Origin of the sequence: Brevundimonas vesicularis NBRC 12165, from assembly GCF_001592205.1 — a bacterium.
GTDB classification, from domain to species: Bacteria; Pseudomonadota; Alphaproteobacteria; order Caulobacterales; family Caulobacteraceae; genus Brevundimonas; species Brevundimonas vesicularis.
Map to the genome: position 1 here is coordinate 59,124 of NZ_BCWM01000013.1, position 15,992 is coordinate 75,115.

At 65.7% G+C, this 15,992-nt stretch carries 16 protein-coding genes; 6 read left to right on the forward strand and 10 right to left on the reverse strand.

The features are described from left to right. The first annotated feature begins 49 nt into the window (after window positions 1-49). From tpiA to BVE01S_RS17050, 4 genes are all read left to right on the forward strand, one after another. Complete coding sequence (tpiA, locus tag BVE01S_RS11580) at window positions 50-802, forward strand: triose-phosphate isomerase (RefSeq protein ID WP_066627685.1); 753 nt, start codon at window positions 50-52, stop codon at window positions 800-802. A 64-nt stretch (window positions 803-866) separates the two neighbouring features. Beyond that, complete coding sequence (gene secG / locus BVE01S_RS11585) at window positions 867-1,298, forward strand: preprotein translocase subunit SecG (RefSeq protein WP_017503940.1); 432 nt, start codon at window positions 867-869, stop codon at window positions 1,296-1,298. A gap of 122 nt (window positions 1,299-1,420) precedes the next feature. After that, window positions 1,421-3,073, forward strand: coding sequence for a CTP synthase (gene pyrG / locus BVE01S_RS11590; RefSeq protein WP_066551592.1), 1,653 nt, complete (start codon window positions 1,421-1,423; stop codon window positions 3,071-3,073). Window positions 3,074-3,171: 98 nt separating this feature from the next. Continuing rightward, window positions 3,172-3,336: a hypothetical protein gene (locus BVE01S_RS17050; RefSeq protein WP_165116665.1), complete on the forward strand. Its 165-nt coding sequence runs from the start codon at window positions 3,172-3,174 to the stop codon at window positions 3,334-3,336. A gap of 1 nt (window position 3,337) precedes the next feature. Here BVE01S_RS17050 and BVE01S_RS11595 read toward each other — a convergent pair whose 3' ends face one another. The 5 genes from BVE01S_RS11595 to BVE01S_RS11615 form a co-directional block, all read right to left on the reverse strand. Further along, entirely contained in the window at window positions 3,338-4,690 is a 1,353-nt protein-coding gene (locus tag BVE01S_RS11595; RefSeq protein WP_066627688.1) for a hypothetical protein, read from the reverse strand. 57 nt (window positions 4,691-4,747) lie between these two features. After that, window positions 4,748-5,074 carry a hypothetical protein gene (locus BVE01S_RS11600; RefSeq protein WP_066627692.1) on the reverse strand — a complete coding sequence of 109 codons (327 nt, stop codon included), beginning with the start codon at window positions 5,072-5,074 and terminating at the stop codon, window positions 4,748-4,750. A gap of 39 nt (window positions 5,075-5,113) precedes the next feature. Further along, on the reverse strand, window positions 5,114-5,671 hold the full coding sequence (locus BVE01S_RS11605; protein WP_084375394.1) for a GNAT family N-acetyltransferase: 558 nt from the start codon (window positions 5,669-5,671) through the stop codon (window positions 5,114-5,116). 5 nt (window positions 5,672-5,676) lie between these two features. Further along, a complete protein-coding gene (locus BVE01S_RS11610) occupies window positions 5,677-7,896 on the reverse strand; it encodes a S9 family peptidase (RefSeq protein WP_066627699.1) in 2,220 nt (739 codons plus the stop codon). A 79-nt stretch (window positions 7,897-7,975) separates the two neighbouring features. After that, window positions 7,976-9,760: an acyl-CoA dehydrogenase gene (locus BVE01S_RS11615; protein ID WP_066627701.1), complete on the reverse strand. Its 1,785-nt coding sequence runs from the start codon at window positions 9,758-9,760 to the stop codon at window positions 7,976-7,978. Between the two features lie 134 nt (window positions 9,761-9,894). Between BVE01S_RS11615 and BVE01S_RS11620 the strand changes: the two genes are divergently transcribed. Both BVE01S_RS11620 and BVE01S_RS11625 read left to right on the forward strand, forming a co-directional pair. Then, window positions 9,895-10,446, forward strand: coding sequence for a cytochrome b (locus BVE01S_RS11620; protein WP_017503932.1), 552 nt, complete (start codon window positions 9,895-9,897; stop codon window positions 10,444-10,446). Further along, window positions 10,443-11,360 carry an L-threonylcarbamoyladenylate synthase gene (locus tag BVE01S_RS11625; RefSeq protein ID WP_066627704.1) on the forward strand — a complete coding sequence of 306 codons (918 nt, stop codon included), beginning with the start codon at window positions 10,443-10,445 and terminating at the stop codon, window positions 11,358-11,360. Before BVE01S_RS11620 ends, BVE01S_RS11625 begins: the two co-directional genes overlap by 4 nt. Here the strand turns inward: BVE01S_RS11625 and BVE01S_RS11630 are convergent. From BVE01S_RS11630 to BVE01S_RS11650, 5 genes are all read right to left on the reverse strand, one after another. Then, window positions 11,357-12,424, reverse strand: a complete 1,068-nt coding sequence (locus BVE01S_RS11630; protein ID WP_084375390.1) for a patatin-like phospholipase family protein — start codon at window positions 12,422-12,424, stop codon at window positions 11,357-11,359. The two genes, BVE01S_RS11625 and BVE01S_RS11630, sit on opposite strands and share 4 nt — an antisense overlap. Window positions 12,425-12,442: 18 nt before the next feature. Then, complete coding sequence (locus BVE01S_RS11635) at window positions 12,443-13,285, reverse strand: 3-hydroxybutyrate dehydrogenase (protein WP_066627707.1); 843 nt, start codon at window positions 13,283-13,285, stop codon at window positions 12,443-12,445. Between the two features lie 53 nt (window positions 13,286-13,338). After that, complete coding sequence (gene yaaA, locus BVE01S_RS11640) at window positions 13,339-14,109, reverse strand: peroxide stress protein YaaA (protein WP_066627710.1); 771 nt, start codon at window positions 14,107-14,109, stop codon at window positions 13,339-13,341. Window positions 14,110-14,184: 75 nt separating this feature from the next. Continuing rightward, window positions 14,185-14,922, reverse strand: a complete 738-nt coding sequence (locus tag BVE01S_RS11645) for an arginyltransferase (RefSeq protein ID WP_066551582.1) — start codon at window positions 14,920-14,922, stop codon at window positions 14,185-14,187. A 114-nt stretch (window positions 14,923-15,036) separates the two neighbouring features. Then, window positions 15,037-15,927, reverse strand: coding sequence for a flagellar motor protein MotB (locus BVE01S_RS11650; protein ID WP_045811177.1), 891 nt, complete (start codon window positions 15,925-15,927; stop codon window positions 15,037-15,039). Window positions 15,928-15,992: the final 65 nt, after the last annotated feature.

The following is a 15,992-nucleotide window of genomic DNA, read 5'->3' on the forward strand; positions in this document are numbered from 1 at the left end:
GCGGCGGCGCCTCTTGGCTTGGCGGTTTTCGCCTTCTAGACAGGCGGCCATGAAACAATCCGTGAAGATGATCGTCGGCAATTGGAAGATGAACGGCGTTTCGGCCGCCTTGGCGCAGGCTGAGGCGATCAGGGACGCCGTCGGAACGACGGAGCAGGGATGCCGTGTGGTTCTATGCCCGCCGGCGACGCTGATCGACCGTATGCAGTCCGCCCTGACGGGCAGCGGCGTGGCCGTGGGCGGTCAGGATTGCCATGAGAAGCCCGCCGGCGCCTTCACCGGCTCGGTGTCGGCCGAAATGCTGGCCGACGCCGGCGCGACCGTGGTGATTCTGGGGCATTCCGAACGCCGCTCGGCGTTCGGCGAGACTGATGCGGACGTCGCCGCCAAGGTCGAGGCCGCCATCGCTGCCGGGCTGGAGCCCATCGTATGCGTGGGAGAAACCCTGCAGCAGCGGGAATCGGGCGACGCCATCGCCGTCGTGTCGGGCCAGGTCGCGGGTTCGCTGCCGTCCAGCCTGGCCGAGCGCGATTTCGCAGTGGCCTACGAACCCGTTTGGGCCATCGGGACAGGCCTGACCCCGACGCTTGATCAGATCGCCGAGGTCCATGCCGCCGTGCGCGCCGCCATCGTCGCAAAGCTGGGAGACGGCGCTCGCACCGCGCCCATTCTGTATGGCGGTTCGGTCAAACCGGACAATGCGCGCGACATTCTGGCTACGCCGGAAGTCGGCGGCGCGCTGGTCGGTGGCGCATCCTTGAAGGCCGAGGAGTTCATGCCGATCGTCAACGCCGCCGCGTGACGTTTGCCCCTGGCGCGCTTCGATGATAGAGGCCGCCGCTTAATCGGCGCAGATCCGCGCCCACATGAATGACGCCATGCTCCAGACCATCCTGCTCGTCGCCATCATCATCGTCGCCATCGCGCTGACGGGCATCGTCCTGCTTCAAAAGTCCGAGGGCGGCGCCTTGGGCATGGGCGGCGGTCCGTCGGGCTTCATGACCGCACGCGGGGCAGGCAATCTTCTGACCGTCACCACCTGGTGGCTTGCGGCCGCGCTGTTCGCCCTGACGATCATTCTGACCGTTGTCGGCAATATGGATCGCGCCTCGGTGTCCGGCATCGACGCCGACGCTGTGGGTTCGTTGGCCACGACGCCGCAGACCCAGACGCAGCAACCCGCCCAGCAGCAGCCCGCTGCGCCGGCCAAACCGGCGACGCCCTCGCTGGATGATCTGGAAGCCAGCCTGCCGTCGGCCTCCACCGCTCCGGCGCCGGCTCAACAGCCCGCCCAATAGGGCTCCGACAGAGACCCGAGTTTCCGAAAGCGCGCCGCAGGGCGCGCTTTCTTCTTTTGATCAACAGTTCGATTCGACGGCGGCATGACCGAGCCGCGAATCATGGAGTAAGGTGTCCCCCCATGGCTCGCTATGTGTTCATCACCGGCGGCGTGGTTTCCTCGCTAGGAAAAGGCCTCGCCTCCGCCGCTCTCGGCGCTCTTTTGCAGGCGCGCGGCTATAAGGTCCGCCTGCGCAAGCTCGACCCCTATCTGAACGTCGATCCGGGCACGATGAGCCCGTATCAGCACGGCGAGGTCTTCGTGACCGACGACGGCGCCGAGACCGACCTGGACCTGGGCCACTACGAGCGGTTCACCGGCGTGTCGGCGGCCAAGTCCGACAACATCACGACCGGCCGCATCTATTCGACCATTCTGGAGAAGGAGCGTCGCGGCGACTATCTGGGCGCCACCGTCCAGGTCATTCCGCACGTGACCGACCAGATCAAATCGTTTTGCCTGACGCCTGCCCTGACGGACGCGGGCGAAGACGTCGATTTCGTTTTGGTCGAGATCGGCGGCACGGTCGGCGACATCGAGGGCCTGCCCTTCTTCGAGGCGATCCGGCAGCTGGGGCAGGACCTGCCGCGCGGCCAGAGCTGCTTCGTCCATCTGACGTTGCTGCCGTTCATCAAGACGGCCGGCGAGATGAAGACCAAGCCGACCCAGCACTCGGTCAAGGAACTGCGCTCCATCGGCATCCAGCCGGACATCCTGCTGTGCCGCTGCGAGCAGCCGATCCCGGCCGAGGAAAAGCGCAAGATCGGCCAGTTCTGCAACGTGCGCGAAAGCGGCGTCATCCAGGCGATGGACTCCGCCGACATCTATGCCGTGCCGCTGGACTATCACCGCGAGGGTCTGGACCGCGAAGTCCTGGCGCATTTCGGCATCAACGATGCGCCCGAGCCGGATCTGACCGGCTGGCAAGAGATCGCGCGTCGCCGCCTGCAGCCCGACGGCGAGGTCACCATCGCTGTGGTCGGCAAATACACGGTCCTCAAGGACGCCTATAAGTCCCTGATCGAGGCCCTGCATCACGGCGGCGTGGCCAACAACGTCAAGGTCAACATCGACTGGGTCGAGGCCGACACCTTCGAAGGCGATCCCGAGGCCTGCGAGGAGCGGCTGCAGGGCGCGCACGCCGTCCTGGTGCCGGGCGGCTTTGGCGAGCGCGGCTCGGAAGGCAAGATCGAGGCGGCCCGCTTCGCCCGCGAGCGCAACATCCCTTATTTCGGGATTTGCTTCGGCATGCAGATGGCGGTGATTGAGGCGGCGCGGAACCTGGCCGGCTATCCTAAGGCCTCGTCCACCGAGTTCGGCCCGACCGCCGAGCCGGTCGTCGGCCTGATGACCGAATGGACCCAAGGCAACCAACGCGTCCTGCGTCAGCAGGGCGGCGACCTGGGCGGCACCATGCGGCTGGGCGCCTATGACTCGACCCTGACAGCCGGGTCCAAGATCGCCGAGATCTACGGCTCAACCGCGATCAGCGAGCGTCACCGCCACCGCTACGAGGTCAACATCAACTATCGCGAGGCGATCGAGCAGAAGGGCGGGCTGGTCTTCGCCGGTCTCTCGCCTGACGGCGTCCTGCCCGAGACGGTTGAACGCCCGGACCACCCCTGGTTTATCGGCGTTCAGTATCACCCCGAGCTGAAGAGCCGTCCGTTCGCGCCGCACCCCCTGTTCGCCAGCTTCATCGGCGCGGCGGTGGTGCAAAGCCGCCTGGTCTGACGGAACGCGGTTCTCACAGACTCCATCGGGTCCGCGTTTTGCAGTAGACTGTCCGGAACGGATCGAATTGGCACGATCCGAATGCGGCGGGACCGTCGATGATCGGCGAGTTGCTTTATCACCTGCACCGGCACGTGCGCTTGGTGCTGATCGCCGGAGCGCTGATGCTCGTGCTCGGCGTGGTCCTGGTCGGCTATGAAGCGCTGCGGCTTCTGGACCAGCCGCCGGCCCGCCCGGCCGAAGCCGGACAGGCCTTGAGCTAGATCAGTCGATCTTCAGCCGCACGAAGAGCATCGCCCCGTCGGGATCGCCGCCGTACAGCGCCTCCAACGCCGTCGGCACGCGATTCATGGCATAGAGACTGCCGAAGCCGAACCGGACGTGTTCGGCGATCCGCCAGTCGCGGACCACGCCGACCGATGCCTTACCCACCGTATAGAGCGGGCCGTGACCGCCGCTGACGCCGGGAACCAGTTCATCCGTCTCGATCCGTTCGGCGCGGGCGAATACCGTCCAGCGGTCGTTGGGATGGACCGCCGTTTCCAGCAACCAGCCGTCCTTCGATTCGCCGTGATCGTTGGTCTTTCGGCCCCAAGCCAGGGTCGAGGACCACCAGCCGTCATCGCCCAGACGGCGGGTGTGGATGACGCTGGCCGACCATTTCGTCTCGTCCTCGTCGGGCTCCAGCTGTTCCGGCGCGGAGACATCGGCATAGGACGCCTGCAGCGACCATTCGTCGTTCGGATTCCAGGCGGTCCGCACCGACCAACTGTCCAGCCGTGGCGAATCGATGCCCCAGCGTTCCTCGTCCGGCTCGCGTCCCTTGAAGGCCGAGGTCTCGATCTTGAAGCGATCATGCGCCCAGCCCAGGGTCGTCACGCCGAAGACGATGTGGGTCGAGTCGAGCCAGTGGTGGGTGATCGGCGCCTCGGGACTGTCCATCGCGCTCATGCGGTGCATGAAGGCGGGCGGGCCGAAGGCAGGCTCGCCGGGCAGGCCAATGTAGCCATAGACGCTGTCCTTGTCGGACAGGCGCTTCGAATAGCTGGCCGACAGCTCCATGAACAGATCGTGCGGATGCTGTCGATCGACCAGCGGATTGACCCCGTCCGCCGTCTCGCCCGCCGCTAGAAGCAGCGGATAGCCGGACTTGCCCATCAGCGGGTCGGGACTGAGCATCGCGCGCAGGTTCAGTTTCGAACCGTCGTCGAAGCCGCGCCGCGCCGAGGTCATCAGCATGCCGGCGACGAAGGTCTTGTCGCCGCCGCGCGGTCCGGACTGGGTGTCATAGACCAGGTTCAGCATGGCGTGGGTCATCACCATCCAGTCGCCACGGACGGTGTGGATGCCGCCGTGCTCGCCCGCATCCGGTTGCCAGCCGGTACCGGAGGCGTCGCGGTTGATGGGCCAGGGGCCATACGGGCTGGTCATCGTGTGACCCATGCTGGCGTGATCGGTCATCGGTTCGGCCGATGACATGGGCATGTCGTGACCGGCGTGCGGATCGGCAGTGGGCTTGCTCGACGCGTGGTGGGAATGATCCTGCGCCGCCGCAGCCTGAGCCAGGGCGAGCAGGGAAGCGCCGGCGCAAGCGCCGACGAGAGTACGGATAGCCATTCAAGGCCTCCTCTGATGATCGTGACGGAGTGCGCCTTGCGAGAGGCGCGAGGTGTGTCAGACGATCAGGAGGCGGGGTGGTCCGGGTTCGGGCGACAGCAGTTGCCCGACTGGCAAGGCGGCCGGAAGCGCGGCGATGCGCGACGGCGACAGGGTCGGACCGGAAACCGGCGCGGGGTCCAGCGTCGGTACCGCAACGCAGGCGACGGAGCAGATCATCGCCTTCATGGCCTTGGGCGCATGGTTCGGGGTCTGGTCGGGCGAAGACTGGCCTGTCTCATGGCACGGCGCAGCGTTTGCCGGTGACGCCGAGGCGCCGACCGCGCCGAGCGCCAGCACCGACAGGGCGCCGATCAGCAGCAACAGGGATTGAACGATCTTCACGGCGTCAGGATAGGCGTCGGGTGATGACGCCGCAATGCGTCAGCGCAGCGACTTCTTGTCGACAAGCGGCAGACCCCATGCGTCGGGCGCTGTGGCGCCGCCGTCGCTCAGCGCGCGCTGCATGAACACCACGTCGCGCCAGTCGTCGTGCTTCCAGCCGGCCGCCTTGAACACGCCGGCGTCGGTGAAGCCGCGCGTGCGGTGCAGGGCGATTGATCCGACGTTCTCCGCATCACCGATGACCGCGACCATCTGACGAAGACCCATCGCTTCGCACCGAACGATCAGCGCATCGAGCAGGGCGCCGGCGACACCGCGTCCCCTGGCCCATGGCGCGACGTAGATCGAGTCCTCAACCATGTAGCGATAGGCCTGACGCGTGCGAAACGGCCCGGCATAGGCGTATCCGGCGACCGCGCCGTCGATCTCGACCACAAGGCGCGGCAGGCCCAGGGCCGCGACGGCGGCCAGACGCGACGCCATCTCGGTCTCGTCCGGCGCCTCCAGTTCGAAGGTGCCGCGTCCATTCGCGACGCTCTCGGCATAGATGGCCGTGATTGCGGCGGTGTCGTTGGAACAAGCGTCGCGAACCGTCAGTGCGCTCACGCCTGCTCCCAGCCCTTATCGATGGCCCAGACGGCGAAGGCGTAGTCGTGGGCGACTTCCTTCAGATAATCGAACCGCCCGGCCGCGCCCCCGTGACCGGCCTCCATATTGATCTTCAACAGCACAGGCTTGCCCGAGGTGGTCGCGGGTCGAAGCTTGGCCACCCACTTCTCCGGCTCCCAGTAGGTGACGCGCGGATCGGACAGGCCGCCTGTCGCCAGCACCGCCGGATAGGCTTTCGGCTCGACCTGATCGTAGGGGCTGTAGCTCATCATGTAATCGTAGGCGGCCGGGTCCTCGATCGGATTGCCCCACTCGGGCCATTCGGGCGGCGTCAGCGGCAGGGAGGTGTCCGACATGGTGTTGATCACGTCCACGAACGGCACCTGACCGATGATCCCGGCCCACAGATCGGGCCGCATGTTGTTGACCGCGCCCATCAGCAGACCGCCGGCTGATCCGCCCTGGGCCACGATGTTGCCGGCCGTGGCGTATTTCTTGTCGATCAGGTGTTCGGCGGAGGCGATGTAGTCGGTGAAGGTGTTCTTCTTCGTCATCTTCCGGGCATCGAGGAACCAGCCCCAGCCCTTGTCTGAACCGCCGCGAATATGGGCGATGGCGTAGATCCAGCCGCGATCGACCAGCGACAGCCGGTTGGTCGAGAAGCTGGCCGGCATGGGGATGCCGTAGGAGCCGTAACCGTAGAGCAGCAGGGGCGCCGAACCATCGACGGGCGTCGATTTGCGGCGCAGCACCGTCACCGGCACCAACTGACCGTCGGATGCCGGCGCGTTCAGCCGCTCGACCACATAGTCTTCGATGTTGTGACCGGACGGGATCTGCTGCGTTTTGCGCAGGGTCCGCTCGCGCGACGCCATGTCGTAGTCGAACGTCTGCGTCGGCGTCGAGGGCGAGTTGTAGGTGTAGCGTGTGGTCGTCGTCTCGTATTCGGAGGCGCCGGCCAGCGACAGGGCGAAGGCCGGTTCGTCCACCGCGATCTCATGCTCGGCGCCTTCGCGGTCGCGAATGATGATGCGGGTGTTGGCGTCGGCACGCTCCTGGCGCGCCAGATGGGCGTTGGTCAGGTCCAGGCCTTCGATGAAGCGGCCCGGCGTGTGCGGCACCAGATCGGTCCAGTTCGCCTTGGCCGGCGTTGCGGTCGGGGCCTGGACGATCTTGAAATCGATGGCGTCGTCCGCATTGGTGCGGATCACCCAGCGGTCGCCCCAGTGATCAACGTCATAGCGGGTCGCCACCACGCGCGGCTCGAGCACAACGGGTTCGGCCGTCGGAGTCGCAGCCGGGATGTAGCGCGCCTCCGACGTTTCCTGATTTTGGATGCCGATAACGATGAACTGGTCGTCGGCGGTGCGACCGACGCCGATGAACATGCCGTCGTCGTCTTCCTCATAGACGAGAGTGGTCTCGCCGCCGCGCGCCGGGCGACGGAAGATCTTGTCCGGACGGCCGTTATCGTCGCGGTTGGTCCAGAAGATCCACTGGCTGTCCGGCGAGAAAACGAAGTCGCCTGTGGCGCTGTCGATCACCTCGGGCAGCACCTCGCCGGTCGCCAGATCCTTGACGTAGATCTTGTGAACCTCGGAACCTTGGGCGTCCTCGGCATAGGCGAACAGACTGTGATCCGGGCTGTGGCTTGCGGCCGACACTTCGGAATAGGCCTTGCCCTTGGCCAGCTCGTTGGCGTCCAGCAGCAGTTGAGGCGTGGGCGCCATGACGAAGTTTTTCGTCACCGGCTGACCATCCACCATCCAGATGCCCTGACGCTCGACGCGCATGTAGCGGGGGTGCTGATCGCCGGTCTGGTATTCGACATAGTAGTTCCAGCCGCCATCCGGCGCGGGAACTGAGCTGTCGTCTTCCTTGATGCGGCCGCGCATCTCCGCGAACATCGTCTCCTGCAAGGGCAGGGTGGAGGCCATCATGGCCTCGCGGTAGGCGTTCTCGGCGGTCAGGTGTTCCTTGACCTCGGCCTTGATCAGGGTCGGATCGCGCAGGACCGCCTGCCAATTGTCGTCCTTCATCCACTGATAGTCGTCGGTCCGGGTGCGGCCCAGTTGTTCGATGACGACAGGGATTTTCTTGGCGACGGGCGGCTGAGGCATGGGGGATCCGGTGGACTGACGGGCGAGCGCGGGGGAGGCCGAGACGGCGAGGGCGGTCGCCGCCGTGGACATGATCAGTTGCCGACGATTCATCGGACGCTCCCTGCTTGTTTGAAGGGCGGACCTTGAAGGTCCGGCCCCATCTACGTCAAACGAAGAAACGCTTCGCCGATCACCCCGCCAGCGCGTCCACCGTCATGCGCCGCAGCAGGTCGCCGCCCTGACCCACGGCCGCCAGGCGGCTGGAGACGTGGCCCAGCACATTGGCGGCATAGACTTCGTAGAGGTCCAGCTTGCCCTGCAGCCACACCGGATCGCCGTCCTTGACGTTCAGCTTCGCCTTGGCGGCAAGCGCGCCCTTGGCCAGCATCCAGCCACCGGCCACATCGCCCAGCAGTTTCAGATAGGCGTCGGCTGCCGCCAGCACATCGGCCGCCGCGTTGGGATCGGCCTTCTGATCCAGCAGCCACAGGGTCGCGTCCTCGACCGCCTCGATGGCAGTAGCGAACCGTTCGACCGGCTTGCCGCTGTAGAGCTTGCCGAGATCGACCAGCGTCGCCTTCATGTCCTCGATCAGCGCCTTGGCTGCATCGCCGCCGTCCATCGACAGTTTGCGACCCACCAGATCCATGGCCTGAATGCCATTGGTGCCTTCGTAGATCGGGGCGATGCGGGCGTCGCGATAGTATTGCGCCGCGCCGGTCTCCTCGATGAAGCCCATGCCGCCGTGGATCTGGACGCCCATCGAGGCGACCTCGCAGCCGATATCGGTGGACCAGGCCTTGGCGATCGGAGTGAACAGGTCTTCGCGGCCCTTCCAGCGGCGGCGTTCCTCTTCGGTCCCGGCGTGCTTGGCCAGATCGGCGGCGACGCCGGTCGACAGGCACACGGCGCGCGCCGCCGAAATCTTGGCCTTCATGACGCTGAGCATCCGGCGCACGTCGGGATGGTCAAAGATCGGAGCGTTGGCCTCGCCGGTCCAGACCGAGCGACCCTGACGACGGTCCAAGGCATAGGCGAGGGCGTGCTGGTAGGCGCGTTCGGCGATGCCGACGCCCTCGACGCCGACGGCCAGGCGCGCCGCGTTCATCATCACGAACATATGGGCCAGGCCCTGGTTCGGCTGACCGACCAGTTCGGCGGTCGCCCCTTCATAGCTCATGACGCAGGTCGGCGAGGCGTGGATGCCAAGCTTGTGCTCGACGCCGACCGGGCGGAAGGCGTTGCGGTCGCCGAGCGTGCCGTCTTCCTTGACTGCAAACTTCGACGCCAGGAACAGGCTGATGCCCTTGGGCCCCTTGGGCGCGTCCGGCAGGCGAGCCAGCACCAGATGGACGATATTTTCGGTCGCGTCGTGGTCGCCCCAGGTGATGTAGATCTTCTGCCCATTCAGCGCATAGGTCCCGTCGCCGTTCGGCGTCGCCGTGGTGATCAGCGAACCCAGATCCGATCCGGCGCCCGGCTCGGTCAGCACCATGGCGCCGGTCCATTCGCCGCTGACCAGCTTGGTCAGATATTTGGCCTTCTGCTCTTCCGTCCCGACCTGCTCCAACGCCTCGATCGAGGCCAGCGACAGCATCGGGCACAGGCCGAACGCCATGTTGGCGGCATGGACGGTCTCGTAGGCCGCCAGTTCCAGCGCCTTGGGCAGGGCCTGTCCGCCCGCTTCGGTCGCAGCCGACAGTCCGGTCCAGCCGCCGGCCGCGAACTGGCGATAGGCGTCGGCGAATCCGGGCGCGGCGGTGACGGCGCCGTTGGCGTAGGTCGAGCCCTTCTGATCCCCAATCCGGTTCAGCGGCGCCAAAACCTCTTCAGAGAATTGTCCCGCCGCCTCCAGAACGGCGCCGGCGACGTCGGCGTCATAGTCGGGAAAGGCGCCGGTTGCGGCCAAGTCGGCCATGCCGGCGACGGATTCCAGAGTGAAGGCCAGGTCTCGAACGGGCGCGCGATAGGTCATGGGTTTCCTCAATCGTCTTTGCGGCCTAAGTGCCGCGTCGGGGCCTGTCGCTGCAAGCGTCTTGGCGACGCGCCCCGTCTCAGTGCAAAGTGGCTGAATGCATGGTGACGCCGTGCCGTCGCGGAAGGGAAGACATGGGCGAGCCCCGCAATCGATATTCGGTCGTTTCCTTGCTGATGCATTGGGGCATCGCCGCCGCCGTTCTGGCTCAGGTGCTGCTGATCACTGCGCATGAGAATACGGAAGGGCCGATTTCGGGCCAGTTCGTCATGCTGCACAAGTCGCTGGGTCTGACGATCCTGGTGCTGACCCTTGCGCGGATCGGATGGCGCCTGGCGCATCCGGCGATTCCTCTGCCATCCGCCTTGCCGCGCTGGCAGAAGGTGGCGGCGCGCGCGACGCACGTCCTGTTTTACCTGGCTCTGATCGTCATTCCGATGACCGGTTGGCTCGCATCATCGGCGGGCGGGCGCGCGATCGAGTGGTTCGGCCTCTTCTCCTGGCCCCTGCTGCCCGTCAGCGGCGGGCGTGAAGCGGCGCGCAGCCTGATGGGGCTGCACGAACTGGCGGTGAAGGGCCTCTATGTCTTGATCGCCCTGCATGTGATCGCGGCGCTGAAGCACCAGTTCATTGATCGGGACAATGTGCTGCACCGGATGATCCCGATCATCCCGCGCCGACCGTGAGCCAAACGCCGCTGCAAGCCGCTCAGGCGCTGGCGAATGGCGATCTGATCCTGCTGCCGACCGAGACCGTTTACGGACTGGGCGCCGACGCGAGCAATGCCGAGGCGGTCGCCGCTATCTTCGCCGCGAAAGGGCGGCCGAAGTTCAATCCGCTGATTTCGCATGTCGCGGATGTCGATGCGGCGGCCAAGATTGGCGAGCTCGGCCCGCTCGGACTTGCCTTGGCGGACGTTTTCTGGCCCGGACCCTTCACCCTGATCACGCCAATCCTGGACACGCGCAGCGTCTGCGACTTGGCGCGCGCCGGACTGGACAGCGTCGCGATCCGTGTTCCGGCGCATCCGGTGGCGAGGGAAGTGTTGGCGGCGTTCGGCGGCCCAGTCGTGGCCCCCTCGGCCAATCGTTCCGGCCGACCGAGCCCGACGACCTTCACAGATGCTGTCGAGGAGACGGGCTTTGCAGTCTCAGCGGCTGTCGATGGCGGGCCTTGTCAGGTCGGTCTGGAAAGCACGGTCGTGTCGGTGCTGGGGGGACGGGTCGCCCTGCTGCGTCCAGGCGCCATCACCCGATCCGAGATCGAGGCGGTCGTCGGTCCCATTGAAGAGGGCGCAGAGGGGCATCGTTCGCCCGGGCGACTGACCCTGCATTACGCGCCGGATGCGCCGGTTCGCATCGAGGCGGACGCGGCGCGTGACGGCGAGATCCTGCTCGGCTTTGGCCCCGAAGCCGGCGAGCCACGCTGGAGCCTGAGCCCGTCGGGCGACCTGCACGAAGCCGCCGCCAATCTGTTCCGACTGCTGCGCGAGGCCGACCGCACACGGCCGACGGGTATCGCCGTGTCGCCGATCCCGACGACGGGACTGGGTGAAGCCATCAACGACCGTCTGCGACGCGCCGCAGGCTTCGTCGGTTAGCCGAAGCGGGCCTGAAGATCGACGCTGGACTGCCGTCCGACGCTGCTCACGCACGCGTTCAACCAATCGTCGGCGGCCGCACGTCCCCGCGCCTTCAGGTCGTTGAGGAAACCCCATTCGGTGTTGAACTTGGATCGCAGCGACAGGTCCGAGAGCCAGCCGTCCGCCTCGATCGCGTGCAGTCGGACGTGCCGATAAGGCCCGGCACCGCCGCCCCGCAACTGCCCATGTTCGATCAGTTCACCCGCCAGGGCGATGGCGCGCAGTTCGGCGACCAGCGGCGCGTTGAAGACGATCTCGTTCAGCCGATCGACGATGTCGCCTGCGCTTTTAGGCGTCTCGTCGCGCACCATCGGATTGAGTGTGATCAACAGCACGTCGTCCGGCGTGTCATCTCCGGTCAACGGCCACAGCGGCGGATTGGTCAGATAGCCGCCGTCCCAATAGGGCTCCCCGTCGATCTCTACGGCTTGAAACAGATGGGGGAGGCAGGCCGACGCCATCAGGACATTGGCGTTGATCTCATTCGTCTGGAAGATGCGCGCTTTCGCTTGGCGCACAGCGGTGGCGGCGACGAAAAGCCGGATGTCCGAAGCCTGAACAGCGCCGAAATCGACCGAGGCCTGCAAAACTCGTTTGAGAGGATTATGGTTCAGCGGATTGAATTCATACGGGCTCATCGACATCGCCAGCGTCTCGCCCGCGCGCCAGAATGGGCTATCCTTGATCCAGTCGGGCGTCCGCGCCGCATTCCAGATCGCGCTGTCTCCAAAGACGTTGCGACCGCCGGACTGGTTGACCTCTCGCCAGAGCTTGTCCAACGCGGCGCGGCCATCCCCTGACGCGAGGCCCGACACCAAGGCCGTGCCGTTCATCGCTCCCGCTGAGACGCCGGACACCGCGCGAATATCAAGCCGATCGTCTTCCAACAGACGATCCAGCACGCCCCATTGGAAGGCGCCGTGTGCGCCGCCGCCCTGAAGTGCAAGGCAGATGGGACGTCGGGCGGGAGAGGCGGGAACGGTGTCCGCCGCTTCGGCGGTCTTGCGCTTGAAAATCGCCATGACCGCCGTCTTCCTTCGCTACTGAGCGGTCCAGCCGCCGTCGATGGAGAAGCTGGCCCCGTTGGCCGAGGCGCCGAGGTCGCTGACCAGGTAGAGGAAGATGCCGGTCAGTTCCTCCGTTGTGACGAACCGCTTTGTGGGCTGGGCCGCCAGGATCACGTCCGTCAGCACCTGCTCCTCGGTCATGTTTCGCGTGCGCGCCTGATCCGCGATCTGTTTGGTCACGATCGGCGTCTCGACAAAGCCGGGGCAGATGGCGTTGCAGGTGATGTTGTCGCGCGCCAGTTCCAGCGCTGCGGTCTTGGTGAAGCCGATGACGCCGTGCTTTGCCGCGACATAGGCGGACTTGAACGGACTTGCCACCAGACCGTGCGCAGAGGCCATGTTGATGATCCGGCCGCGCCCCTGCGCCTTCATGATCGGGATCGCCGCGCGCGTGGCGTAAAAGGCCGACGACAGGTTGATGGCGATGATTTTCTCCCACTGGTTGGTGGGGAAGTTCTCGACGGATTCGACGTGTTGGATGCCGGCGTTGTTGACCAGAATGTCCAGGCGGCCCAGTTCGCGTTCAGCGAAGGCGATCATGTCGGCGATTTCGTCACCGCGCGTCATGTCCGCCGGATGATAGAGGACGCGAACGCCGGATGAGGCCTCCAGATCGGCGCGGGTGCGCTCGATCTCCGCGGGGTCGCCCAGGCCGTTCAGAACGACTTCACCGCCGCCTTCCGCCACGGCGCGCGCCAGAGCCAGTCCGATGCCGGAGGTCGAGCCCGTAATGACCGCGACCTGCCCTTTCAGATCGCCGATACCGCGTGCCGCCCGACCGTCAGCGCCCGTGGAGTCCTTAGGCTCTTGCGACATGAATCCGCCCCTTCGTTTGTTTTGGCGAGATTAGCGGGAGGTCGATGTCGGGATCAAGAATTTCCCGATCTGATGAATATCCACTCGGCGTCGGTCGAGGCGGCCTTGTCGAACGCATAACCGTCGCGGTCGAAAGCCTTCAGGTCCGCGACCCGTTCCACGCGCTCGTCGATCGCGAACCGCGCCATGGCCCCGCGCGCCTTCTTGGCGAAGAAGGAGATGATGCGGCTCTCGCCGTTCTTCTCTTCCCGGAACTGGGGCGTGACGACCGGCAGTTTCAGAGCCTTTGCATCGACGGCCCCGAAATATTCCTGGCTGGCCAGATTCACCAGCGTCGGATCCGGCTGGCCTTCGGCGTCTTCGTTCAGTTGTTTGGAAATCCGGTCGCCCCAGAAGTCGTACAGGCTCGCGCCGCGACGCGTCTTCAGCCGCGTGCCCATCTCCAGGCGATAGGGCTGAATCCGGTCCAATGGACGCAGCAGGCCATAGAAGCCGGACAGGATGCGCAAATGGTCCTGGGCGAAAGCCAAGGCGTCGGCGTCCAGTTCACGCGCTTTCAAACCCTCATACACATCGCCGGCAAAGGCGAAGGCCGCCTGAACACCCTCGGTCGATTCAGGATCGAAAGCCTTGAAGCGCGCGGCGTTCAGGGTCGCCAGATCGTCGGAAATCCCCATCAGCCGACGCAGGTCCGCCTTGGTCTGGCGCTTGGCGGTCTTGGACAGGCTGGCTGTATCTTCGACGAACCGGCGGTCACTGCCGGGAATAGCCGCATCGGCTTCGGTGAAATCGAGGCGCTTGGCCGGGGAAAGAACAATCAGCAAGACGCGGCTCCGTAATGTCGCCGCCCACATAGGATGCTTCGATGATGATTTGAACCGGCTGCGGCGAAGGGCGCCTCAGGCGTCGCGGCGTGACCAGCCGAGCTTGCCGAGAGTTTCCATCGGGCGGAAGTCGGCCTTGTAGTCCATCTTGGCCGAGCCCTGGACCCAATAGCCGAGATAGACGAACGGCAGGCCGACGATGGCGGCCTGGCGCACATGATCCAGGATGGCGAACCGGCCCAGGCTGCGCCGCTCCATCGTCGGATCATAGAAGCTGTAGACCATCGACAGACCGTCTTTCAGCAGGTCCGTCAGCGTTACGGCGACCAGATCGCCCGGCCCACCGTCTGTAGAGGGCAGGCGGTATTCGATCAGATGGGTTCGCACGGCCGTATCCTCGACCATGGCGACGTAATCCAGCCAGCCCATGTCGCTCATGCCGCCGGTCGGATGGCGCGTGGTCAGGTAGCGGCGCAGAAGCTGGAACTGCTCAGTCGTCGCCTCCGCTTCGACCAGGTCACGCGACAGGTCGGCGTTGCGGGCCAGAACCTTGCGCTGCGAACGGGTGAAGGCGAACTCCGGCACCGGCAGCCGCACCGAAACGCAGGCGTCGCACGCCTCACAGGCCGGGCGATAGGCGATGTTCTGGCTGCGGCGAAAACCCGCCAACGTCAGTTCGTCGTTGACGTGCGCGCCGTCCGAGAAGGGCAGGTTGGCGAAAACCTTCCGCTCCGTCTTTCCCGGCAGATAGGGGCAGGGCGCGACCGAGGTCATGAAGAAGCGCAGTTGTCGGGTCGGTACGTGCTGGGTCACGGCCTCAGGTCCGCATCCGATCTTGCCAATATTGCGACGATACAACGCTCATCGTTCGATTTGGCGTCATCCGTGTTCCGGCTGCAAGCCTGTTCGCGTTGCAGCCGAGCCGCGTCACAGCGAGGTGTCCGACGGCAGGACCGGCGCCTCGCGCAACAAGACGATTGCGATGCGGCGGTTACCGGCCAGGGTCGGATCGTCGGGGTAGAGGGGGTCTGACCCCGCCTTGCCCGCCACCGAATAGACCCGGTCGGGATCGACGCCCGAACCTTGCAGCACCAGACGCGAACCGTTGGCACGTTCGGACGACAGGCTCCAGTCCGCAGGGGCGCTGGCGCGGCTTGAGCCGGGCGCCGCGCTGGTGTGTCCAGTGATGGAGATGCGGTTCGGCAACTGGTTGATCACCTTGGCCACGGCGCGCAGCAGCACCTGGGCGCGGGCATTCGGGCGAGCAGAGTTGTTGTCGAACATCGACCGGCCTTCCTGATCGACCAGCTGGATGCGCAGCCCCTCGGGGGTCTGGTCTACGATCAGCTGTTTCGACAGTTCGGCCAGTTCTGGCATCGACTGCATGGCCTGGCGCAGTGATTCGGCGGCGCTGGCGAACTCGGCGGCCTCGCGCTTCTGGATCTCGGCCTGGAGAGCCGCGTCGCTGGCGGACGACAGGCTGGAGCCGGTCTGATCGGTCGCGGGCGCCTCGGGCGCCAGTTCTTCCAGCACGGACTGCGAGCCGGCGCTCTTGACGCCGTCGTCGCCCAGCGATGTGCCGCCCAGAATACCGCCGGAGCCCGAGGTCGTCTCGGACACGCTGGCGGGCGCGAAATACTCGGCGATGCCGCGCTTCTGCTCCGGGTCGGTGGTGTTGATCAGCCACATCAGCAGGAAGAAGGCCATCATGGCGGTCACGAAGTCCGCATAGGCCACCTTCCACGCACCGCCGTGGTGGCCTCCGCCGGAGACCTTCTTCACCTTCTTGATGAGGATCGGACGATCGCTCACGGACATGGACGCGCACCCCGACGAATGGTGTCCCATTGTGGGCTGGCCAAGGTTAACCGGGCGTTGACCTT